Here is a 22,558-nt window from a genome sequence, read left to right as displayed (position 1 = left end):
TCTCGACGTAGCCTGCTGGACAAACTAAAAAGCAACCCAAGATGATTTTATCTAGACTTGGCACGCGCGTGAGGTGCGAATGGAATTTGACTTTACCGACGCAGGCTTGATTCAAGCTGACCGCATTCTTCGCATCTCTACAGCGCTGGGAACGGATGTTCTTCTGGCCGAGAAGATGGATGTTCGAGAGGAAATCAATGGCCTTTTCGAGATCATTGTCGACGTCAAATCCAAGCGGACTGACGTCAAGCCGGAAGAGCTCGTCGGCACGCTTGTCGACCTGTCGCTGGAAATTGCCTACGGCCAGCGACGCCCGTGGAACGGTCTCGTTACCGGGCTCAAGGAAGGCCCGCCGGTTTCGCGCGGGTTGCGATCCTACAGCCTGACCATCCGTCCGCAATTGTGGTTGCTGTCGCAGCGCTCGGACTGCCGTATTTTCATGGACATGACCGCGCTGCAGATCGTGGAAACACTTTTGAGCGAACACGGCATCAAGGCCGCTGTAACCGGCGGCGTGGTGACGCCGCCAGCTCCCGTGCACTATTCTGTCCAGTGGAACGAGACAGATCTGGCTTACCTCACCCGGCGGCTGGAGGCAGACGGCCTGTTCTACTGGTTCGAGCACGAAGAGGGCCAGCACACCCTGCATGTGGCAAGCCATCCTTTCGGTTACACCAAGGGGCCTGAAACCGAAGTCCGGTTTGCCGCAGGCTCCACCGACCGCAACCACATCAGCCAGTTCTCACGCCATTATGCGTTCACACCCGGTAAACGGGCTGGCGGTGACTGGAATTTTGAAAAGCCGCAGGGACCGCAGGGTGCAACAACGCCCTCTCTCGTCTCCTTGCCGAAGAATGCCGAGTACGAGCTGTTTCACTACCCGTCCAAGGCAATGGATCAGACGTCCAATGATCAGGCCTCCAAGCTGCGCATGCAGGCGGTTGAAGCGGACCATGAGAAGATCGAAGGTTCATCGACGGTCAGGACCCTGGCGGCCGGCCGGCGCTTCAAGCCGTACGAGGTTGCTCATGCGGATCATCAGCATGAAGAGTATGTGGTTACGGCGATTGTCCACGAAATCGTCGATTCCTCCTATGAAACGGGTGACGGCAAGCTTGACTATGCCAATTCCTTTATTGCCCTGCCCAGCAGACTGCCTGCGACACCGCACCGTCACACGGCCAATCCGCGCATTGACGGCTCGCAGGTTGCCATTGTTGCCGGACCGGCAGGCGAGGAAATCCATCCGGACGAATATGGGCGGATCAAAGTATGGTTCCCCTGGCAGCGCAACCGCGCCAAAAAGGATGGTTCCGATACCTGCTGGATCCGCGTGATGCAATCCTGGGCGGGCGGCGGTTTTGGTGCACAGGTCATTCCCCGCATCGGCATGGAAGTCATGGTTACCTATCTCGAAGGCGATCCCGACAGACCGGTTGTGACAGGCATTGTGCCCAATCCAAGCACGAAAGTGCCGTATAAGCTGCCTGACAACAAGACGAGAACCACGCTCAAGACAAACACGCATAAGGGTGATGGCTTTAATGAGTTGCGCTTCGAAGACGAGGCGAGCAAGGAAGAAGTCTACATCCATGCGCAAAAGGACATGAACCTTGAAATTCTGAATGACCGAAGAAAGCGCGTGGAGCGTGATCAGCACGAACACATTGTTCGTGACAAGGTCGCTTTTGTCGGCGGGGATCATGAAGAGGTTATCCATGGCAACGTTTCCATAGCCGTGGGCAGCAACAAACTTACCGATTATCTGATGTCGCGAACAAGTACGATATTCGGAAAACTGGGCAGCTTGATGAGTGACATGCGGATTCCCGATCCGTTTAACTTTGCCAAGGGCAACTATCAGATATTCATCGAGAAAAACAAATCAGAGATTGTACACGGTGGCTCGTCGGAAGTTGTTGGCGTGGCAAAGTCCACGATCGTAGGCAATCTTATGCAGACAACCGTAGGAAAGAAAAAAAGCCTGATCGTTCGCGGCCGCTATGATGCGGATATAGGTAAGGTTCACAACATCAATGTTGGTGAGCAATTCAACATAAGAGTTGGAAAGCACATCGTGATTTCCATGTCCAAAGAGGGTGATATTGTCATAAAGGGCAAACGGATTAAGTTCGATGCCGACAAGATCGATGAAAATTGACGGGTTTGGGCAAGCCCGTCAAATATTCTACGATCATTTCCGGCAGCGAACCTAGTGGCCCAAGGCACGCACGCTCAGATCGGCTTTGACCGATTCAACTCCATCGGCCAAAGACAATTGTACAAGCGCAAAAGCTGAGCCGCCTGTTACCCAGTATTTGTACAGCTGATCGTGATCTTCTGGCGAAAAAGATCCAGCTTTGCGCAGAGAGTCATACCCGTCAAAGGTGATGATGCTGATGGATTTCGGCGAATTATTTTGTTGAACCAGAATCTGTGTCAGCATCGGAACTTTGCTCTCTCTGACATCCCACCCTCTGGCATAGCTATGAGCATAGGTCTCGCCCGAGCTCCGCTTCTTCGTTTGCATCTCTGCTTCTGTAACAAAATCAGCTTTGCCCGATGCTTCGATCTGCTCTGTAAACTCCTTGACCATCGTTGTGCCGATTTCCCGGCCTTTTTCAATATCGCCCGGTCTGATCTGCAAAACGATGTTGGGGTATTCCTGATCGGCAGCAAGATTGAGCTTGTAGTCCTTAATAGGGGCCGCTGCTCCCGCCGGTTCTGAAAGGACCCATCCATCAGGTATCAAAAATGTCTCTCCACTTGGTGCGTTCACACTGCGCAAGCCATCAGCGGGCGAAATGTCATCTTTCATCGTGATCGTGCCAAAGAACCGGGAGAGCACCGGTTCGTATTTTTCATAATCATCGTAGTCGAGTTCAGCATAAAGAATGAGGACATCTTTGCCTTGAGAGATGGCAGCCAGCCTGGCCATTTTTTTGTATGCACCGGTCTCGTCCGTCTGGACTGCGGCGAGTAAGGAAAAAATATGGTTGCTTCGCTCGAGATCGCGGATAATTTTTTCATATCCCCGATTTGCCAGAAAACCGTGGCCAGCCAGCACAGCTTGAGCGAATGATGGAAACTGGAACCGATATCCCTCTATCATCAGTTCATCGCGCCGTTCGGGAAAATATATCCGCAGAGACGCTTCGCCCTCTTCCGGTTGCCCGTCAGAATGCCAGATCGTCATGTCGTGATGGACGACGGCGGAAAAATCGAAGCTCCCCCCGAAAGCCGACAGATCCTTGCGTTCAAATCCTTCCGGTTCATCGGTCCGGACGGAGAACAGTTCTTTAGTCGTATATGCCATTGCACTCCCCATGAGCAGGGCGGTAAAGGATGACAGCAAAAACAATCGGCGCTGCATGTTTATTTTTTCGGCATGACGATGCCGCCGCCAAGGCCAAGGCCCGCACCAACGCCAGCCCCCAGTTTCAATTTGCCGCGCGCCCCGACTTTGCCGTCTCCGAGCGCCCCGACTTCTCCCTTTGCACTTGCTTCGGCACTGATAGCGGCACTGCCACTGAGTTCGACAAAGAAGCCCCAGTCAAACTTATTGTCGAGTTCTTCAAGTCGGCTATCCCATTCAGCCCAGTCGGCAAGGCCATTATACGCATGTACGATGGGACTCCATATGCGACGCGGAGTGATGCTTATCCCGCCTCCAAGCTTGCCCTCGACGAGAGTTGCCGAGGCACCGATCTCTCCGCTCAGAGTCGCAGTAGGTGATCCCTTGTATGTGCCAATCTTAAGGCCGGCCTCTGCCTTCGCTTCGGCACTCAACGCTTCGACGCCACCCTTGACCTGCGCCAATCCGTCTTTCCCAAGAGATCCATCTGCCTTGAAAACGCCAACCGCTGCCGAGGCTCCGACCTTGCCGGTAATATTGGCATTTCCACCGGCCCAGTCGTCAGAAATATTTAGCCCGCTGCTAGCCTTAACTTCGCCAAATCCGGCCTTGTAGGAGCCTTGAGCAAAGCCGTCTTCGTCTTTGCCCTCGGAGAGAGCCCCATCTTTTCCGACAGAGGAGGACATGCCAACCGTATATTTGCCATCAAATGGCTTGCCGGTTTCCTTATACGTGTTTGTACGCTTGGTATCCGTGTTGGCGGCTTGGCCAAATTCCTTCGTGGTCGTCCTGGTTTTTTCTTCCTCGGTTCTCGCATCCGTCTTTATCTCGGCTTTGAAGTTTTTCAGGAGCTCGTTTGCGAAACTGGGCGTTGCTTCTTTCGCGGTCTCTGGCGGGTTGCCTGGACCTTTTACGGCAGGCAGGTCCTTCTTGGCAGCATCGACGGAAAGCTGGCTCGTTTGATACGGAGACAATGTTTGCGGGTAACACATCCCACCTGTCCGGCCATTGCCGGGGTCATCAGTGAACCTCCAAGGCACAGATTCTCCTTGAGGCTTTAGCCAGGGGATGCCGGAGCTCGAATAAGGCCCGTAACCCTCTATGTCTTTACGAATAAGCTCGCGGGTTTCCTCTTCCTGTTTGCCCGTGCGCAGATCAAGCGTTGGCAAAACAGTGTTCTTTTGACTTCGTTGTTGCGTCACTGGCTGGCGAGACGACTGTGATGGTGTCTGAGACATAGCTAAGTCGCGAGTTTCTTGAAACGGTTTCTGATTGATAGGTGAGCCTATATCCCGTGTCAAAGGAAAGAGAGCCATGGCACGTCGGCGAGGAGCATTTTCAGATCTTCGGGATGGCGGATACCGCACAATCGCGGGAACTATGCTTTGGCCGATCCGGTGCCGGCTCGCATAGCTTGCTGAAAAAATCCCCGGAATGATGGTTTTTACGCCCGTAGTTTCCGCCATTGTTGTGTTTCATTGAACAACCATCCGGTTAAGTCTGGCTTTGCATGTTTGTCTTTATCCGGTGGTGTGTATTTCAGCAGGGCATCGAGCATTTCCAGCGCATCGTCACGTTTGATGTTGCGGATATGAGGTTTCAGCCGCTGAGCAGCATTGTCAATATCGCAAGAAACGGCATTAAAGATGTGTTCCCAACTCCGCTCTTTGAAGAATATAGCGTTGGCTCTGATCCGGAACATTGAATATTCCTCTGCCGTGATTGCCGACCGGGCCAGTGCAGCATCAAGGGTCGCGTCTACGGTGACCATGGCTTCCGAGAACGCCATGTAGCCAAACTCAGCCGGTGCATGAACTTGTGCGACAGCTGCATCATCCTCCAATCCGCCAAACGCATAACGGGAAAATACTTCTCCGACACCGATCATTCCAAATGGATGGCATTCGGCAGCACGCAGGGCTCCCATACTGGCGGCACCAAAAACAGTTACGCCTTGCGAAAGGGCATGAAGTATTTCCTTATGCCAAACCGCTGCGACGTCTTCAAATCGTCCATCGATGAGGCCGACAACGCGGTATCCTTCATCCACGGCACGGGTGATGTCTCCACATCGTGCAGGCCCCCGGCACGTTAATGCATGATGTGCGAGTATGCGATCTTCGTCGGTGCGCACAGGCACGAATTCCGTTCCGGATAAACTTGGCCCTGCAAACAGAATTCTCATTGCAATAACATGGCATTTAACGCCCGCCCGCCAAAGCGATGTTTGCGGACACCGGACGGACTTTCAAGCTCATTGACCAGCACACGGCAGACGGCTATGCCGCAATCCTCGCCACCCAGTGGAACAACGACCACGCTGGTGATGCCTCGTTTGCGCAGCGGTTCGAGATAATTGTCAAGAATTGCGCACTCAAAGGGTTCAGGTTCATCGAACCGCCAATGATCGGTCGGCTTTGCGCTTGGATAGACGGCGAGATCTGGAGCGATCCGCAGTGCATATTCCGACGGATCGAAATCATCCCGCGCTCCCGAAATATTGGTGAGACGCGTCTGTGCGGCTTCCGTTATTGCCCGCATGGCCGCTACCCGGGGTGAAAGATGGCAACCGTAACCCGCAGCCAAATCAAAGTGCAGATAAACGCTTCGCCTAATCAAAGGGCTGATTGTTGCCATGAATACAGGAAGCGCAATATCAGAACTAATGTTGAAAAGGCGCAGTTCAAAACCAGCTTGAACAATCTGCGAGGACAGGCAGTCGATACGTGTGTCGAAAAATACCGCAGGATCGACACATCTCTCATGCACGGTGGTGTCACGCTTGAACCGCCATAGCTCGATCGCGTCGCGCTCTACGCGCTCGCACAGGCCATGAATGACAGCTTCCAGAAGACAATTCCCTGAGGCAAGGCCATCGGTCGACTGGCAGTAATGGTGGAATTTGCGTGCGGAGGTAAAATCCATCGACACAAGTTCCTTTGGCACAAGAACTGTTCTTTTCTTGAGAAGATCAAAACCTTCCAGCCAATCGATAGTTAGGTCGTCCACCGGTTCGTCTGCACCGCGCATTACAAACATCCGGCCGTCAAATACCGTCCTGTCGGTTTTAAGCAACTGTTGCCGGCTTGCGGAAATGGGCGTGAGAGGTATGTTTTCCGCGATTGCGATTTCGGCCGCTTCCATAGCGGCAGACGCACGGGCATGTGCTGCACTTATCCCTTTGCCCTGGCTTACGGCAAGCGTTCTACTGTTGGGCCGGATTGCCATCCATACAGGAATTCCAATCCGGTCAAGCCCTGTTGTGTCGGCTAAACGGACTATACCAAGTTGAGAAAAATACGGACGCAACCGCTCTACAGTCTGATCCGCATCGATCAGCCGTGCTGACGATAGTTGACCCCGGCAAGCGGCAGAGTGAAGGCTCTCTTCATCCGCCGCCAGCCGGTCCTCAATAGAGGTGCTGTCCAGTGTTATCATTGTCGCCCCAATGAACTTCGTTCAGAGTAAACTCAATCTGTCGCTCTGAAATAGACAATACTCATTGGAATTGCTTGCATTACTGACCGGGGCTGGCCGATGACAACCGTTCGGACGGTCCATTTCGATAAGCCTCGGTGATTATGATATTTCCTGATCGCGCGTTGATCGACTGGATAAAGTCATTTCCGGCGATTCCGGAGCACTCAATCAAATCTCGATCAAGACTTTCAACAGTTTTATTCTGTAAATCTACAAGCCAAATATTGTCAGTATTCGGCTCATCAATGATGTAAAACTTTGCCATGAGATTAACCTTTCTATGAAGGACAGTCGCATCGCAAAATTAATTTGATTCTTTTCTATATCAAGAAACTATTCCTGATAAATACTGTTATCCAACGACATTTATAACTTTTCCGTGCCGGGATCATTTACAGACATTTTTACGTCCGCCCCATCTCTGCTGTTCGTAACGATGGCGACATTTATTCCCTTGGTTATCGTGACACCGCTTTTCCGTGCCTTTTTGATTGTTTCGATAACGGGGCCTTCGAAAGTATTATCAATTTTTTCGATGATATTCTTCTCAATATTAATAAGCCAAAGATCATCAGTGCCGGCTTCTCCAATGATATAGTATTTTGTCATTCGCATTATTCCCCTTTTGCGTTTGTATTTGCGTTACTGAAATCCTGCTTCTCGCAAAGATGCCTCATACATACGGCGGTGTTCCGGCATTCTAAGACTCATTGACTCTACCCATTCATCAATCCGAAATGATGGATTATCTTCCAGCGCATAGGTCCGGTATTCAGCAGCACGTTCATGTTCGCCCAATCGCGCCCAGCACGCTGCCATCAAACGGGCTGCTGACCGCGGGTTTGTCATTTTCTCCAGATATCCAATGGCCTCGGAAAAGCGATTGAGATAGTGAAACGTTCCGGCGCCCACCCAATAGTAATAGTCCGGCGCCAGGGGATTTAACATTATTGCACGCTGTATTTTTCCAAGAGCCAGATCGAGATCACCGGAATGCGTCAAGGCATCTGCATAATCTGCCAGGAGATCAGCGTGTTGGGGGCTGAGAGCCTCGCTCCGATCAAAATAGCCCAAACTTTCGTCATACTTGCCAAGATACATGTTGATGGTACCAAGTTCCCGCAAAGGCCGCTCGTCTTCTGGATCATTTGGCGCTGCTTTCTTTGCGATTTTCTCCCCCTCGATCAGTATGTCTTTCTCATTGCGGGCCAACACCAGCCATTCCCGCTGCATCGTTCTTGCGATCCCGCTCAGGGCCGGGACAAAATCCGGCGCTGCTATCAATGCGCTTTTGAAAGCCTCACGTGCCATGCGCACCTTTGAAAGGTCCAAACTGTCAATTTCCCTTTTGCCCATAAGATACCAGTAATAGGCATTGGGATCTTGGAGCTGCTGATGGTAGCGGTCCAACTCTACCCTCTCGATCGTTGAAACAACGGAGAGAACGATGCGGATCGACAGTTGGCGATATTGTTGCTCGGATAAAACGTAGTCGAACGTTTGTTTTTCAGCCCATACGATGTGTCGGGAGCGCGTATTGATGAGTCTGACAGACAGGAAGCAGGAGCCGTCGCGTCGTACCACCTTGCTGTCGAAGACAAAATCGACACCCAGATGATCATGGAGATCGGTGAAGGTGTTGATGTTCGCCTCCGTTACGACCCTGCACGACGTATATGGTGCAATGACAGACAAAGTACGCAAGCGGCACAGACCAATGGTAATGTCGTCAACCAGCGAGCCTGCCAGTTGCTCCATAGGATCAGCAGGATTATGTGGCACGAACAGGACGATAACCTTTGGCAGCGTAAACTGCTTCGACAATTCCAATTCACCCGGCGATTGAATAAGGTGAGGAGGTTGCACGTCAGCGCTGATGTTATTGAACGAAAGATCTGAGGGTGAATTGAGCAGTGGATAGGGCGCGCGAAACAATCGTTTGGCCATCAGCCGCTGATATAGCTCAACGGTTTCGGCCTCAGGGGCGACACCGAGATCATCATGCAGTTTCTTGCTGCACTCCCTGAACGCCTGCTCGACTTTTGTGATCATTCCAAGCTCGGAAGCCGTCTGCATAAGCTTGCGATAGCCGATCTCCTGATATGGATCGACCTCAATCAGCCGGCGGGCGATCAGCCGCTTGTTGTCAATGCTGAAATCCGGTCGTTCCAGGCTCGTCGCCAGTGCCGCGATGAAGTCGTCACGAAGTTTGACGCGCTTGTTATCCAGCCATTCATCGAAATCGGAATTGTTTGGCTCATTCTGAGCCAGCAAGTCCCCGCGATAAAGATCGGAAATCTTCAGGATGGAGTCGACACTTTCCTGGGCACAGGAAATCATGAATTCGATGAGATCAATTTCTGTAGAACCGGTATCGACGGAGGCAAGATTGAGGCCGACATAGTTCGCATCGCTCTCAATGAGCGAGATATTATACTGCTCCTGAAATTTGCGTATCCGAACAAGGCTTTGGCGCAAGTTCATGGAAGCATGTGCCTGATCAGTTTCCGACCAGAGCATTTGCGCCAATTTGTTACGAGACACAGAAGCGTCCCTGCTTTCCAGAAGAAGATATACAACAATCCGAAAGAAATTACTGGGTATACGCGAAACACGCACCCCGCCAAAAATGACCGTAGCTTCTCCAAAAACCGTTAATCTCATGATGACAGAAGCCCCCGGTCCGTCGTCTTTATATAGGTTTAGAAATGCATGATATTTTTTTAATTTTGCACCAATATTCTAATCTACTATAAGTTGTACTAGTTCTCTATAGCTCCAATTAGATAAAATTATAATGAATTTGATTTAGAACTAGGCCAAGAAATGCGATGGGCGTGCTAACCCCACGGCACTAGAGGATTTGAAGGGAAAGACGGTACATTCTCAAACGTATCAGCAGCGCCCGTACTCTGATACTCGCGCCTGAATTTATCGGCGCTTGATGTGCCGATTAAGGCGCGGAGGTAAATTCAAAACATACTGGCAATCGCTCCGACCGTAGCCAGAGTGATAACGACGATCCAAGGTGGAGTTTTCCAAACTGTCAGGAACAGGAACCCTGCCGCCGCCAGCAAGAAATCCAACGGAGTCAAAACAGCACTTGTCCAGACCGGGCTGTAAAATGCTGTTGCAAGGATTCCGACCACGGCGGCGTTGGCCCCTCTCATTGCAGCTTGTGCCTGAGGGCGACGCCTCAGACCTTCCCAGAACGGCAATGTTCCATACACCAGAAGCAATCCGGGCAGGAATAACGCGATTACCGCAATAATCGCTCCAGCCAGTCCATTGGGTGGCGGACTGGCGATTGCTCCGAGATATACCGCAAATGTAAAGAGTGGGCCGGGTACGGCCTGTGCTGCGCCGTACCCCGCGAGAAACGCTTCATGGCTTACCCAGCCCGCGCCTACGACTGCCGTTTCAAGGAGGGGCAACACAACGTGTCCTCCACCGAACACCAATGCGCCGGATCGATAAAATGCATCAAACTGCAAGAGGGTCTGACAGTGGAAATATCCATAAACAAGTGAGGGTATGACAAACAGTGCAGCAAAAAGAACGAGGGCCGGCACCGCAGTCCGCCGAGATACCGGGAAATTAAGATGATGTGTGTTCGGGACATTTGCCGTTCTGCAAAGAGCAAGACCCAGAAGCGCACCGCCCGCAATCGCGCCGATCTGCCCGATAGCATTATTGAGGAATACGGCTGCAGCAATGGCTGACAGGGCAATGGCAATACGGGTCTTGTCTGGAGTAAGCGTGTGGGCCATTCCCCATATTGCTTGTGCGACGACTGCAACTGCGACAAGTTTCAATCCATGGATGATACCTTGGCCGGTTGGTCCTGCAAAACTTGCTGAGCCATAGGCGAATGCAAACAACAAAAGCGCTGAGGGGAAGGTAAAAGCTGCCCATGCTGCAATGCCTCCAAGCAAACCGCCGCCTCTGAAAATGCCGATCGTGAATCCCACCTGGCTGGAAGCGGGACCGGGCAGAAACTGGCATAGAGCCACGATGTCGGCATATGCTTCATCGGACAGCCACTTCCGACGGTTAACAAATTCTTCGCGAAAGTATCCGAGATGGGCAATCGGTCCGCCGAACGACGTAAGGCCGAGTTTCAGGAATACGATGAAAACCTCGGCAATGCGACCGGGTGCTGTCTTGACCGCTTCCATTCAGTAACCTGCCTTGGTAAGGCAGGGAATGTCGGTCCTTTTGACTAGACCATCATTTCCCCGATGAGTTCCTTTACCTTGAGGCGGGAAATCTCCAATGCTTCGCGTCCCAAGAGAGTTGCCCGGTAGAATTTGCGTACCGTGCGACCGTCGCGGCGATTTTCGGAAACAAGATAACCCTTCTTTTCCATTGCCTTCAACATCGGATAAAGGGTTCCGGCACTCAGTTTGTATCCATGATGCGCAAGCTCTTCGATCATCCATTGGCCGTAAAATTCGCCCTTGGCTGCATGATGCAGGACGTGCAGCCGAATGAGACCATTCAGTAGATCCTGATGTTCCATGGCATCCAAACATATTTCTGCGGATCACGCTATCGGTTTTCGATATCGTAAGGCTATGGTGTCAGACAGGCGGATGTCAATCAGGAACGTAGTGCAAATTATCGGCATGTAGACGCGTTGACTGCAATGCCTTGTGAATGGCTTCCTGTAACACATCCCCATCAATCGGCTTGCTCAGAAGTTGATAACCACTGTCTGAAATCTGCTTCAGAACCAGAGGAGAGGTATCACCTGTCAATATGATGGAAGGCACTCGCTGGTTCAGATATCCGTGTATTTCTTCTATAGCCTGTAAACCGTTCGTACCGCTTTCCAGTCTGTAGTCAGCGATGATCAGATCAACGGGTCGCTTGTTCCCATTTGTTGCGGTAGCATGAGCCTGAATCACTTCACTGGCCGATCTTCCAGCGTGAATCTGATAGCCTAAAACCGTCAGCAATTGGCATATTGCATCAAGTACATCCCGCTCGTCTTCGATAATCATAATGCTTGGGGAGCCTGTCGTTGACAAAGCGGAGTGAACGGTTGGCGCGGATGGCGGAGTGGCAATCAAAGGAACCGTAATCGAGAACATCGAACCGCGTCCCTGAGATGAAACAAGCTTTAGCGGGTGGCCGAGCAATCCCGATGTCCGGCGAACGATTGCAAGTCCAAGTCCCAACCCCTTTTCGCGATCTCTTGAAGGATTGCTCAATTGGTGAAATTCATCGAAAATCGTGTCCTGCTGATCTGCCGATATTCCGATGCCGGTATCAAACACTTGTATTTCGATGGATGAACCCCGTCTGCGGCAACCGAGCAAGACCCGGCCCTGATCTGTATAATGAAATGCATTGGAGAGCAGGTTTCCAAGAATGCGTTTCAGCATCATGGGGTCCGTATTCACCCAATATTGGGTATCGATGAGCCGCCACTCGAGTCGATACTCCCGCGCCTTTCCTGAGAATTCATCATGCAGGTCGTCAAAAAGGCGTGACAGAGATACGGGCTCTTTTGCAGCGGTTACAATACCTGCATCGAGCCGCGATACGTCGAGGAGCGCATTCAACAATCCGCTGAGGTTGGTCGTAACTGATTTTACTCGGCGCGCCAGATTGCGGGCGTCTTCGCCGCGTACATCGCCTCGCATGCCCAAGGCAGCCAGTGTGGAGTTGAAAAGGCTGAGTGCATGGATAGGTTGCCGCAGATCATGACTTGCTGCAGCCAGAAAACGGGATTTTGCGCGGTCGGCGGCTCGTGCCTTGTCTCTTTCTGTTTGCAGCTGTGTGATAAGCGACAGATTTTCGAAACGCAGCTGAACCGTCTCAACCATCGATCGGTATGATATGCGGCTGTAATAGAGATTAACGCCTGCAAGACAGACGACGAATAAGAAGTAGACATTGTTGATCGTATCTTCACCAACAACGGAACGGGCCGCCAAAGGCAGCAGCATGGCAACAAGTGATCCTGTGTAGGCGATGGGAAAGGCCGATAGTGATGGAATGGCGCCACAAACAAGGCCCGTCAGTACGATAGTGGTGAAGGCTTGCAGTTGCGGTTCAGCGGCCAGAAATCCGAACCATCCGAACATCCCCCACAACAAACTCGAAGCCCACGAAAGGATGGTGAAAAGCCACGCCCATGACGTGGTGTCTTCCGTGGTTCGAGCGGGTTCGCCGCGATAGCGTTTGAAATATCGATGCGAGACCAGGACGCGCGCGACAGTCAGGCAATAAATCATTCCCATCCAGGACAGCAGGAAACCGCTTTGCACGGAGTTCCACAGGACATACACAACCGGAAGAGGAATGACGAAATTGGCAAATAATACCGCATAGGATTGACGGTACAAAAGATCAACAAGATGAGGTTGCAATCGTTGCTCGGAGATCATCGTTGTCCTATTCTGATTCTTGACCACGTCAAATGACGCCGCTTCGAAATTCAATATCAAATGGGTGGAAGATATGCTTGGACTTTCGAAGGTTATCCTTGCTGACGATCATGCTCTTGTCAGAGAGGGGCTGAAACTGCTTCTGTCGGTAGTCGAAGGATTTACAGTTGTCGGTGAGGCGGCGGATGGTGACGCGGTTGAACGTCTGCTCAAGGAAGTTGCGGTTGAACTTCTTGTTCTCGACCTTGGTATGCCTGGCGTGAATGGGTTCCAGTTTATCAAGAACATCAGGACCGCTTGGCCCAATGTGAAGATTTTGGTCGTTACAGCGAATCTCGAGCCGCGCTCGGTCCGTGCTGCAATTGATGCTGGCGCTGATGGATATCTGACCAAGAGCGGAGATGCGACAGAGTTTATGGCTGCCATCACTGCCTTGCAGCGTGGTGAGGTCTATGTCGCCGAGGATGTGCGTTTCGCGGTTGGCCAGCAACGAAAGCCGGACGGATTTCCTGAACCGAAGCCGACTATAGCCTCTCCTGTTGACCTTACGCGGCGGGAACGACAGATGCTGGCGCTTATCCCGCACGGCGTGACAACACGCGATATCGCCGAGCGGCTCGGGATCAGTCCACTGACGGCGCGGAAGCATCGCGAGAATCTTATGCGGAAACTTGATCTGCACAGCGGCGCTGAACTGACGGCGTATGCTATTCGTCTCGGCCTCCCGGCAGGCTAGAAACACCGGGAGATACTGGCTATTCCCGTTTTTGATTGTCATCAACGGCCGATGTCATCAGGCGCTTTTATGTGCAAGCGCGATACCCAGACCGATCAAAATCGACCCGCATGCTTTTGGAACAAGCCATCCTGATCCGACCTTTGTAACCCGCCCAAGGGCAAAGGAAGCGATACCGACGGCAGTCAAGTCGGCAGCAGATAAAGCGAGATTGACGATCATACCGAGGAGGACAAACTGCAGCCAGACAGGTGTTCCGAGGCTCGGATCGATAAATTGCGGCAAGAATGTCAGGAAGAAGAGCGCGGTCTTCGGGTTGAGTACTTCAACGATGATGCTGTCTCGTAAAACGCCTGGTTCGGTATCAACTGAATTCCGGGATTTATTGCCACGACCAAAGAACATGGTGATACCCAACCAGACGAGATAGGCGGCGCCGGCAAACTTAATGCCGCTGTATATGAGGGGAGCATGCTCGAGGATTGCAGCCAAACCCAGTGCTGTCGCCAGGATATGCACATAGCAGCCCAGGTGGACGCCAAATGCCGCCATTAATCCGGCCCGCCGTCCATACGAGAGTGTCTGTGCGGTCATGTAAAGAATGGCAGGGCCCGGCATACAGGCAAAAAGCAGTGTTGCAAAGGCAAACGGCATCAATTGATCCAGTGGCAACATAGCAGCTCCTCCAGCTGATAAAGACAACTCTCCTTGGTCGGAGCAGTTTCGGATAAACGCCTTCCGGTTGAACCGGATGCTTTCGCCGATGCAGGGAGAACTACGCTTTGATGCGAAAAGGCGACATACGGCACGTGTCGTATTTCGACATCGATCAATGGTTGGACATGCCGTCACGGTTAATGGGTGTGCAGGAAAACCATTATCCCGGAGCATTATTCGCTCTGGGATCAACAGAAGCCGCAATCGCGTCTTTCACCAATTTGAACAATCATTCCATAGCGAAATACGGCAACTGCCGTATGGCTGGAAATATTCCGCCGATGTTAAAGCTCAACAATCGAGAGTTGTATCGTCGGGTCTTCGGAACACGGCGGATGGGGGATGTCGTTATGAGGATGGTAAACCTGTGCAGGCAGCATGCGGCTGTGCTGCTCTTAAGTGCGTGCTTTTCCGGAAACGCGTTGGCACAATCAGCAGGCGATCCAACCAATCCTGAAACCTGGTATACGCCGGAGTTCCAGGCCCAATGGGGGCTCTCTTATATTTACGCGAATTATGCCTACGCAATGGGCGTGGACGGCAGTGGCGTCAAAGTTGGCGTCATAGATTCGGGTCTTGCCAAAGATCATCCGGAATTCACCGGACGATATGAAGAAGGTATTACTGTCCAGCCTGACAAGCCATGGGATGTTGATTCAAACTCTGTAACCCATGGTTCTGCGGTAGCGGGCATCATTGCAGCAAACAGAGATGGCAAGGGAATGCATGGTGTTGCTCCGGGAGCAACTATCGTCGCCGTGAATGCTGAAGCTGAAGATGGTTACGTCAGTACTGAGGCTTCCCTCGCGGGAATATATGGTTTGGTTTCGCGTGACGTACATATCATCAACAACAGTTATGGCTCAGAATCCGCAATCACTGACTATCCGCCGGATGTCGTATATTCGATGTACCAAGCAGACATTGCCGCATACAAGCATGCGGTGGACAACGATACCCTGATGATCTGGGGATCCGGCAATGACAGCCGTGGACAACCAACTATAGAATCCGCAATACCCTACCTTATTCCGGAGCTCGAACGCGGCTGGTTGGCTGTAACCGGGTATGATTACCAATACGGCAATCACTGCGGTGTTGCCAAAAACTGGTGCCTGGCCGCCCCGGCTGAATTCATCTTTACCGTCGACGGGAATGGTGGGTATCAGAGGATTGCTGGAACGTCCTTTGCCGCGCCCCATGTCGCGGGTGTGGCAGCATTGGTCAAGCAGATGTTCCCTTACATGACGATGGATCAGGTCAGGCAAGTCCTTCTTGGAACCGCAATCGACATTGGCGATCCTGGCATTGATGACGTCTACGGATACGGGCTCCTTGATGCAGGCGGTGCTGTGCTGGGACCGGGAAAGTTCGATTGGGGTGATTTCAACGTCAAGTTGGACGGTGTTCAAAGTCGCTGGTTCAATGACATCACAGGAACCGGAGGGCTGGTCAAAACCGGTGATGGCTTGCTGATGATGTTTGGCAACAGCACCTATTCCGGCAAAACGCGTATCTATGGCGGGATTCTGGCACTGGCGGGCAGTATTGGTTCAGACACGTCGATCCAAAGCGGCGGGATACTTTCCGGTGATGGAGCAATATATGGCAATGTCGACAACCATGGCACCATTTATGGCGGGTGGGGCGCAGACGGCGGAACGTTAACGATTGATGGCAATTATCACCAGGCGGCTGATGCAGCAATGCGGGTTAAGATTGGTGCTGCGGAAGGGACAAGTCGCGTCGACATATCGGGTACGGCAGAACTTGCAGGCGGTACCGTCGACGCCTTCCTTAACCCGGGCACATATCGCGGCGACGCCCGCTATACGATCCTGGCATCTGGTGGCCTTACGGGAAAGTTCGATAAAGTGCAGGCTGATTATGCCTTCCTTGATCTGACGCTTGGCTACGATGCCAACAACACTTATCTGAATGTCATAAGGAACAAGACCGCTTTTGCTGAGGTCGGCCTGACAAAAAACCAGAGAGCAGTTGGAGCCGGCGCAGAAAGTTTAGATGGACTTGCGTTAGCCAGTGTTCCCGGAACACAGGATCCTTCCGTTTCTATTTATGACCTGATCATTGGATCAAATGCCCACGGCGCGCGGCTGGTATTCGATAGCCTGTCAGGCGAAATCCATTCCAGTGTCAAATCGGCATTGCTCGATGAAAGCCGCTTTGCAAGGGATGTCGTCTCTGGTCGCCTGCGTGCGGCATCTGGCTCTGCAATGGCTCCAGTATTGCCGTTGCTTGGCTATGGGTCAAATGGTCAAGTTTCAGTCGCTGCAGATGCGTCTTCCGCGTTGTGGGGGCAGGCTTATGGTTCTTGGGGCCATCTGTCCAGTGGCTCGAATGTGGCAAAGCTTGAACGTTCGTCAGGCGGATTTTACATCGGTGCCGATGGCGAATTCGGACGCTCTTGGCGCGCAGGCTTTGCCGGAGGATATGGCAATACGTCCCTCGACGCGAAAGGACGTGCGTCCTCGGCATCGGTCGACAGTTATACTGTTGCTGCCTATGCCGGTACCGAGATTGATGCGCTGGCTTTCCGGTTTGGTGCTGCCCATACATGGCATAGGGTGGAAACGGATCGCGCTACCGCATTTGGCCCCTCTGCTGCCGATTACGATGCCAGAACTGCGCAGGTATTTGGGGAAGCTGGTTATGCCTTCAATTACAATGGTGTCGTGTTCGAGCCATTCGCAAATCTCGCCTATGCTAACCTGCACACAGATGGCATCGGCGAAAGCGGTGCGGCAAGGCTGAAATCTCAGAGCGATACGGATGACAACGTATTCACGACCATGGGGCTGCGCGTGCAAACCGATGTTCCTGTCGGTGATAAGGCAAAGCTAATGGCTAGGGGAATGTTGGGATGGCAGCATGCTTTCGGGGACACATCCCCAGACACAACGTTCGCTTTTTCAGGAGGCGCGCCGTTCTCGATCGAAGGGACACCGATCGCTCGGAATGCCTTTGTCACGGAGGTCGGGCTCGAGTTTTCCATGACGAAAAAGGTGACTTTGGGCGTTTCGTATACGGGTCAAATGTCGGCTAAAGCACAGGCACATGGCCTGCGTGGCGATTTGAGTTGGAAGTTCTGAGTCCTGCTCCTGGGAAGAATGCAGTCGATATAACGGCCAATGTTCGCTTCGTTGTCGACTTGACGTGTTGTGGCCGCACGTGCATGCCCTGCCCGATGGGGCTCAGCCTTCACCCATCGACAGGTGTATCCGGTCCAGGATCACCTCCCGCTGCGGCCACAACCAGCCTGCGCAGATAGTGGTTCCAGCCCTTCTCATGGTTTGCGCGCTCCGTTTCGTCGGGCAGTCCGCTATGGGTGAAACGCACCAGCGTGCCGCCATCCTTTTCGATGAGGTCGATCTCGACCAGGCTCGATCCCGGCGGTACATTTTCATTCCCTTCCCAGCCGAAGCTGTAGGCCAGGCGATGGACCGGTATCACCTCGGTAAACTGTCCACGGACCGTGTGCGTGTCATTGACGCTGAGGAGATAAATACCACCGGGGTGCGGCTCAATTGTCGCCTTCGTCCCCATCCAGCGCAGGATCTTGTCGGGATCGGTAAGAAAGGCGAAAACCGTTGCCTGTGGGGCTGCGATCTCGATTTCATTGCGAAGCGTCTCGGTCATCGGCGATCTCCTCCTAACAGGGCGCAATGTCACTCCAGCAACGGCGCAGTGTAAGCCAATCGGGATTTGAGGCAAGAAACAAAAGCTCGTGACAGGTGTTCGCCATCTCTGCATGATGACCGTTATGCAATTGCCATCCGCACTTTCCTTTCTGATTGATAAGGCGATCGACATGCCGGACGGTGACGCCTTCCTGACGGCGCTCGCTGTGCGGCTTCTCGCCGACGGTGTGCCACTGACCGGTGGCGCGCTGATGCAGGCAGCGCCACACCCGATCATCAAACGGCGTACATGGCTATGGCGCGCAGATTCGGGAAAAGTGATCGAAGCGCTGGGCTTGACCGGAGCTGGCGATCCTGAGGATTCTCCCGCGCGCAATTGGCTGAGCAGCCTTGGCACAGGTGCGGTGCGGGAAGACTTCGCCGGCACTGCGTCTGATGGTGCCATGCTTGTCTGGGCTGCGAGTCGGCCGTTCAGCAGATCTGAAGCGCAACTGTTGCGCGAGGTTGCGCGCTTTGCCGCCGCCCCACTTGCCTTACTGGCCGCACGCTCCACGACGACCGCGCTGTTAACGACCTATCTTGGTCGGCGCAGCGCAACCCAGGTGCTGGCCGGGCGTCTGCGGCGTGAGACGGGTGAAACTATCCAGGCGGGCCTGCTGTTTGCTGATCTGCGCGGCTTCACAGAATTGTCCGAGACGACCGAACCAAAGGAGGTAATAGCCGCCCTTGATGCCTGGTTTGATCGCATTGCCGGTGCAGTGCATGCATTCGGCGGTGAGGTGTTGAAATTCATTGGTGACGGCGTTCTGGCGATCTTCCCGATCGGAGAACGCGATGCAGCTGCGGCATGCGATGCAGCTTTACGTGCAACTGCTGCGGCTCGAGCCGGGATGGATCATCTCAACCGCACCCGCGCAGCGCGGGACGAGCCGCCTCTTGCATTCGGAACGGCACTGCATCTTGGTGAAATGCTGTGGGGTAATATTGGTACCGCGGACCGGCTCGATTTCACGGCGATTGGCCGCGCGGTGAATCTGGTGAGCCGGTTGGAGGGCCTGTGCCGGCCGCTCGGCCATATGGTGCTGCTTTCCGGCACCTTCGCTGCGGAAACGACACAGCCGCTGATACCACTCGGCGAGCATCAGTTGCGTGGCATCAGCGCACCGTGCGCGGTTTTTACGTTACCGGACTGAAAAAGCCGGCCTCTTCGCCAGTCGCATTTCAGGTTTTGAGGTGATCTCGGATTGGACACAGTTCGTGCGAAAAGCCCAAGCGTCTTAAGCCTTGTTAGCGCGAGAGAGCCTGACTTGGGTACCGCAATGCCGGGTCAAATGGATTGAGTTTGGCGCTGATCGTGGCTGCTTCGCTTTTCAGGAGATCAGTCATGGTGGCGCGACGTGCTTCGGTCAAACGGTCGGAAAGTGTGCCGATGCTGAGAGCGGCCACGGCACTCCCCTTGTTATCGAATATTGGTACACCAAGTCCTGCCATGCCTGCGATCATGTCGAAATTGATGTGAGCCGCCCCCAGGCGCCGCACTTCCTCGATTTTGATACGCAGGTCGACTTCATCAATCTGGGAACGATCAAGAATGCGTGGCATGTTGAATTGGATGATTGCATCACGCTCCTGCTCAGGAAGAAAAGCCAGTATCGCAATACTCCCCTGACCAATTCCGAGGGGAACCTTACCACCGATATCGCCGGTGAAGGAGCGTATCGGGAATGGACCCTCAACACGATCCAGACAGACGGCATCAAAGTTACTGCGAACGAGAAGAAAGACCGTGTCATTCAGGGTTGCAGAGAGGCGAAGAAGCGCCGGTCTTGCGATCTCAAGAATGCCATCACGACGGCGCGCCTGGGCAGCCATTGAAAAGAATTCAAGGGACAGGCGGTAGTGCTTGCTGCCTGGTAATTGCTCAACGAGATTTTCGGCAGTGAGCGATTTCAGCAGGCGATGGGCTGACGGTTGATTCAAACCGACATTCTGGGCCAGCTCTTTTAGCCGCATTCCTTCTGCCGGTCCCTGCGAAAGCGCCCTCATGAGATTTACAGCTTTGTTCAGGCTCGTGCTTGTCTCGATTTGCTGTTTCATTTTTATGACGATCTGTTGGTTTTCAAATTAGCTAATTTTGTATTTCAGAATTTTTATAAATATTATTCCAGAATACAAGATTTTGTTTGATGAATCTTGCCGATTGAGGTCACTAATAGTGAAACTGCCACAAAGCAAGCATGATGGCGGATCTGAACTCAGGGGATTGCGTAATGGGATTTTTACACCTCGAGCAGGTTTCCAAATTTTATGGAGAGTTTGCTGCTGTTTGCGACTTTGATCTGGAAATCGAAAAGGGCGAGTTTATTTCGTTATTAGGGCCGTCCGGTTGCGGCAAGACAACAACCCTTCAGATGATCGCCGGTCTGGTGACACCGACCAGCGGTAAAATTGCCCTTGATGGCCGGGATATCACACAGGAAAAGCCGGCCAAACGGGGACTTGGGGTTGTCTTTCAAAGTTACGCGCTTTTCCCGCATATGACTGTTGCGCAGAATGTCGCCTTCGGTCTGGAGATGCGAAAGATTGCTAGGAGTGAACGCGACAAGCAGGTTGCGGAGATCCTTTCTCTGGTCCGGCTCACGCCTCTCGCCGATCGTTATCCGCGTGAAATGTCCGGTGGTCAGCGCCAGCGCGTGGCGATTGCCAGAGCACTTGTGATCAAGCCGCCGGTTTTGCTTTTGGATGAACCGCTATCAAATCTCGATGCAAAGCTGCGCGAAGAAATGCAATTCGAACTGCGCCGCATCCAGCGGGTCGTGGGCATTACCACAATCATGGTAACGCATGATCAGGCGGAGGCCCTGTCCATCAGCGATCGGGTCGTGGTTATGGAGGGCGGAAAGATCACTCAGGTCGACCAGCCCTATAGTCTCTATGAGCATCCGAAGAACAATTTCATTTCCTCGTTCGTCGGCAAATCAAATTTTCTGGCTGCTCGTGCGGTCAACGAAACCTCCGGTGTATCGCTGATCGTCGACAATACGGACCTGAAGATTCCTTCGACCAAAAATTACCCGGACGGCGAACTTTGCTTGTCAGTCAGGCCGGAAAAAATCTGTTTGACGGCTCCCGCCGAGGGTATGTTGCAGGGATCAATATCGAGCCGCTATTTTCTTGGAAACCAATGGCTTCTGAGCGTTACGACGCCAGCCGGCGAAATATCCGTTTCAGTTGCCAATCTGGGCGCGCCCCCGCCGCTCGAAGGAGAGATCACGGGGCTCTCCTGGAAAATAGAAGAATGCCGGATAATGGCCGCTGAGCAGGAAGTCATCGTGCAATCATGACGAGTGCTGTTGCCAAAAACTCTCCGCGTCTGCTGGCACCATTTTTGCTGGCCACGCCAGCCACGTTGCTGTTCATCGGGCTTATTCTTCTGCCCCTCGCATTGACCGCCGTTCTATCATTCAATGTGTATGACTACAGTAGCGGCGTTCAGAACCAATATACAACGGCGAACTATCTCACCGTTCTTCAGGATAAATATTATCTTTCCATATTCTGGAGGACGTTGCGCCTTGCCTTGCTTACCACGGTGATCACGGTTCTTTTGGGAACACCGGAAGCCTATATTCTCACGCGCATGGGCAAGCCATGGCGCTCGATCTTTCTACTGGTGATTATCGGGCCGCTGCTGGTATCCGTGGTTGTCAGAACGTTTGGCTGGAGCATGCTGCTTGGCCGCGATGGGCCGGTCAATCATGCTCTGGCCGCGATTGGGCTTGAACCGGCGCAGTTGCTTTATACCGAAACCGCCATTGTCATCGCGCTTGTACATATCATGCTGCCCTTCATGGTCATTCCTGTCTGGACGGCATTGCAGAAGCTTGATCCGACGGTTGAAGCGGCCGCCCTGTCACTGGGAGCTTCGCGGTTTACCGCCTTGCGCCGCATTGTTTTTCCGCAGGCAACGCTCGGTATCCTCTCAGGCAGCCTGATCGTTTTCGGACTTTCAGCCAGCGCCTTTGCCATTCCGGGTCTGCTTGGCGGACGACGGCTAAAAATGGCTGCAACGGTAGTTTACGATGAATATCTGATCGAGCTGAACTGGCCACTTGGAGCCGCAATCGCAATCATCGTGCTACTGGCAAATCTTGCGATCATGCTGGCTTATAACCGCATGGTGGAGCGTCAGGCAAAGCGGAGGCTCGGATAA

The 22,558-nt window shown here is 52.9% G+C and carries 19 protein-coding genes; 6 read left to right on the top strand and 13 right to left on the bottom strand.

Annotated elements, in window-relative coordinates:
- Positions 1–79 precede the first annotated feature (79 nt).
- Positions 80–2,161: a type VI secretion system Vgr family protein gene (locus tag FHW16_RS13135; RefSeq protein WP_182549665.1), complete on the top strand. Its 2,082-nt coding sequence runs from the start codon at positions 80–82 to the stop codon at positions 2,159–2,161.
- A gap of 51 nt (positions 2,162–2,212) precedes the next feature.
- Here FHW16_RS13135 and FHW16_RS13130 read toward each other — a convergent pair whose 3' ends face one another.
- The 10 genes from FHW16_RS13130 to FHW16_RS13085 form a co-directional block, all read right to left on the bottom strand.
- Positions 2,213–3,373: a hypothetical protein gene (locus FHW16_RS13130; RefSeq protein ID WP_182549664.1), complete on the bottom strand. Its 1,161-nt coding sequence runs from the start codon at positions 3,371–3,373 to the stop codon at positions 2,213–2,215.
- Positions 3,374–3,375: 2 nt separating this feature from the next.
- Positions 3,376–4,524 carry a hypothetical protein gene (locus FHW16_RS13125; protein ID WP_182549663.1) on the bottom strand — a complete coding sequence of 383 codons (1,149 nt, stop codon included), beginning with the start codon at positions 4,522–4,524 and terminating at the stop codon, positions 3,376–3,378.
- A gap of 275 nt (positions 4,525–4,799) precedes the next feature.
- Positions 4,800–5,540 carry a TfuA-like protein gene (locus tag FHW16_RS13120; RefSeq protein WP_182549662.1) on the bottom strand — a complete coding sequence of 247 codons (741 nt, stop codon included), beginning with the start codon at positions 5,538–5,540 and terminating at the stop codon, positions 4,800–4,802.
- Complete coding sequence (locus FHW16_RS13115; RefSeq protein ID WP_182549661.1) at positions 5,537–6,793, bottom strand: YcaO-like family protein; 1,257 nt, start codon at positions 6,791–6,793, stop codon at positions 5,537–5,539. The genes FHW16_RS13120 and FHW16_RS13115 overlap by 4 nt, the downstream gene beginning before the upstream one ends.
- 79 nt (positions 6,794–6,872) lie before the next feature.
- The gene (locus FHW16_RS13110) at positions 6,873–7,100 is read right to left on the bottom strand and encodes a hypothetical protein (protein ID WP_182549660.1); all 228 of its coding nucleotides are present in this window, start codon (positions 7,098–7,100) and stop codon (positions 6,873–6,875) included.
- A gap of 101 nt (positions 7,101–7,201) precedes the next feature.
- Positions 7,202–7,444: a hypothetical protein gene (locus tag FHW16_RS13105; protein ID WP_182549659.1), complete on the bottom strand. Its 243-nt coding sequence runs from the start codon at positions 7,442–7,444 to the stop codon at positions 7,202–7,204.
- Between the two features lie 33 nt (positions 7,445–7,477).
- On the bottom strand, positions 7,478–9,499 hold the full coding sequence (locus FHW16_RS13100; protein ID WP_182549658.1) for a BTAD domain-containing putative transcriptional regulator: 2,022 nt from the start codon (positions 9,497–9,499) through the stop codon (positions 7,478–7,480).
- A 308-nt stretch (positions 9,500–9,807) separates the two neighbouring features.
- Complete coding sequence (chrA, locus tag FHW16_RS13095) at positions 9,808–11,013, bottom strand: chromate efflux transporter (RefSeq protein WP_182549657.1); 1,206 nt, start codon at positions 11,011–11,013, stop codon at positions 9,808–9,810.
- Between the two features lie 44 nt (positions 11,014–11,057).
- On the bottom strand, positions 11,058–11,357 hold the full coding sequence (locus FHW16_RS13090; protein ID WP_182549656.1) for a PadR family transcriptional regulator: 300 nt from the start codon (positions 11,355–11,357) through the stop codon (positions 11,058–11,060).
- A gap of 76 nt (positions 11,358–11,433) precedes the next feature.
- Positions 11,434–13,215, bottom strand: coding sequence for an ATP-binding response regulator (locus tag FHW16_RS13085; protein ID WP_246711748.1), 1,782 nt, complete (start codon positions 13,213–13,215; stop codon positions 11,434–11,436).
- A gap of 91 nt (positions 13,216–13,306) precedes the next feature.
- Between FHW16_RS13085 and FHW16_RS13080 the strand changes: the two genes are divergently transcribed.
- On the top strand, positions 13,307–13,969 hold the full coding sequence (locus FHW16_RS13080; RefSeq protein WP_182549655.1) for a response regulator: 663 nt from the start codon (positions 13,307–13,309) through the stop codon (positions 13,967–13,969).
- Positions 13,970–14,026: 57 nt separating this feature from the next.
- On the opposite strand, the gene FHW16_RS13075 is transcribed toward FHW16_RS13080, so the two are convergent.
- Complete coding sequence (locus FHW16_RS13075; RefSeq protein WP_348643882.1) at positions 14,027–14,860, bottom strand: LysE family translocator; 834 nt, start codon at positions 14,858–14,860, stop codon at positions 14,027–14,029.
- A gap of 248 nt (positions 14,861–15,108) precedes the next feature.
- Here FHW16_RS13075 and FHW16_RS13070 point away from each other — a divergent pair, with 248 nt between their 5' ends.
- Entirely contained in the window at positions 15,109–17,796 is a 2,688-nt protein-coding gene (locus FHW16_RS13070) for an autotransporter domain-containing protein (RefSeq protein WP_182549654.1), read from the top strand.
- Positions 17,797–17,905: 109 nt separating this feature from the next.
- On the opposite strand, the gene FHW16_RS13065 is transcribed toward FHW16_RS13070, so the two are convergent.
- Positions 17,906–18,343 (bottom strand): SRPBCC family protein, encoded by a 438-nt coding sequence (locus FHW16_RS13065; protein WP_182549653.1) that lies wholly within the window; start codon positions 18,341–18,343, stop codon positions 17,906–17,908.
- Positions 18,344–18,467: 124 nt separating this feature from the next.
- On the opposite strand from FHW16_RS13065, the gene FHW16_RS13060 reads away from it, so the two are divergent.
- Entirely contained in the window at positions 18,468–19,538 is a 1,071-nt protein-coding gene (locus tag FHW16_RS13060) for an adenylate/guanylate cyclase domain-containing protein (protein ID WP_182549652.1), read from the top strand.
- A 94-nt stretch (positions 19,539–19,632) separates the two neighbouring features.
- Here FHW16_RS13060 and FHW16_RS13055 read toward each other — a convergent pair whose 3' ends face one another.
- Positions 19,633–20,442 (bottom strand): IclR family transcriptional regulator, encoded by an 810-nt coding sequence (locus FHW16_RS13055; protein ID WP_182549651.1) that lies wholly within the window; start codon positions 20,440–20,442, stop codon positions 19,633–19,635.
- A 173-nt stretch (positions 20,443–20,615) separates the two neighbouring features.
- On the opposite strand from FHW16_RS13055, the gene FHW16_RS13050 reads away from it, so the two are divergent.
- Positions 20,616–21,689, top strand: coding sequence for an ABC transporter ATP-binding protein (locus FHW16_RS13050; protein WP_182549650.1), 1,074 nt, complete (start codon positions 20,616–20,618; stop codon positions 21,687–21,689).
- Positions 21,686–22,558, top strand: coding sequence for an ABC transporter permease (locus tag FHW16_RS13045; RefSeq protein ID WP_182549649.1), 873 nt, complete (start codon positions 21,686–21,688; stop codon positions 22,556–22,558). The genes FHW16_RS13050 and FHW16_RS13045 overlap by 4 nt, the downstream gene beginning before the upstream one ends.

It is taken from the genome of Phyllobacterium myrsinacearum, from assembly GCF_014138285.1.
Lineage (GTDB): Bacteria > Pseudomonadota > Alphaproteobacteria > Rhizobiales > Rhizobiaceae > Phyllobacterium > Phyllobacterium myrsinacearum_A.
The sequence above is the reverse complement of the archived record's forward strand: the minus strand, read 5'-3'. Positions and strand labels throughout refer to the sequence as shown.

What these genes read in the sequence shown, in the direction of transcription:
- FHW16_RS13050 (WP_182549650.1), top strand. Translation starts at nt 20,616, where the DNA reads ATGGGATTTTTACACCTCGAGCAGGTTTCCAAATTTTATGGAGAGTTT.
- FHW16_RS13055 (WP_182549651.1), bottom strand. Translation starts at nt 20,442, where the DNA reads ATGAAACAGCAAATCGAGACAAGCACGAGCCTGAACAAAGCTGTAAAT.
- FHW16_RS13080 (WP_182549655.1), top strand. Translation starts at nt 13,307, where the DNA reads ATGCTTGGACTTTCGAAGGTTATCCTTGCTGACGATCATGCTCTTGTC.
- FHW16_RS13110 (WP_182549660.1), bottom strand. Translation starts at nt 7,100, where the DNA reads ATGGCAAAGTTTTACATCATTGATGAGCCGAATACTGACAATATTTGG.
- FHW16_RS13075 (WP_348643882.1), bottom strand. Translation starts at nt 14,860, where the DNA reads ATGCTCCGGGATAATGGTTTTCCTGCACACCCATTAACCGTGACGGCA.
- chrA (WP_182549657.1), bottom strand. Translation starts at nt 11,013, where the DNA reads ATGGAAGCGGTCAAGACAGCACCCGGTCGCATTGCCGAGGTTTTCATC.
- FHW16_RS13060 (WP_182549652.1), top strand. Translation starts at nt 18,468, where the DNA reads ATGCAATTGCCATCCGCACTTTCCTTTCTGATTGATAAGGCGATCGAC.
- FHW16_RS13120 (WP_182549662.1), bottom strand. Translation starts at nt 5,540, where the DNA reads ATGAGAATTCTGTTTGCAGGGCCAAGTTTATCCGGAACGGAATTCGTG.
- FHW16_RS13130 (WP_182549664.1), bottom strand. Translation starts at nt 3,373, where the DNA reads ATGCAGCGCCGATTGTTTTTGCTGTCATCCTTTACCGCCCTGCTCATG.
- FHW16_RS13100 (WP_182549658.1), bottom strand. Translation starts at nt 9,499, where the DNA reads ATGAGATTAACGGTTTTTGGAGAAGCTACGGTCATTTTTGGCGGGGTG.
- FHW16_RS13045 (WP_182549649.1), top strand. Translation starts at nt 21,686, where the DNA reads ATGACGAGTGCTGTTGCCAAAAACTCTCCGCGTCTGCTGGCACCATTT.
- FHW16_RS13065 (WP_182549653.1), bottom strand. Translation starts at nt 18,343, where the DNA reads ATGACCGAGACGCTTCGCAATGAAATCGAGATCGCAGCCCCACAGGCA.
- FHW16_RS13115 (WP_182549661.1), bottom strand. Translation starts at nt 6,793, where the DNA reads ATGATAACACTGGACAGCACCTCTATTGAGGACCGGCTGGCGGCGGAT.
- FHW16_RS13135 (WP_182549665.1), top strand. Translation starts at nt 80, where the DNA reads ATGGAATTTGACTTTACCGACGCAGGCTTGATTCAAGCTGACCGCATT.
- FHW16_RS13090 (WP_182549656.1), bottom strand. Translation starts at nt 11,357, where the DNA reads ATGGAACATCAGGATCTACTGAATGGTCTCATTCGGCTGCACGTCCTG.
- FHW16_RS13105 (WP_182549659.1), bottom strand. Translation starts at nt 7,444, where the DNA reads ATGACAAAATACTATATCATTGGAGAAGCCGGCACTGATGATCTTTGG.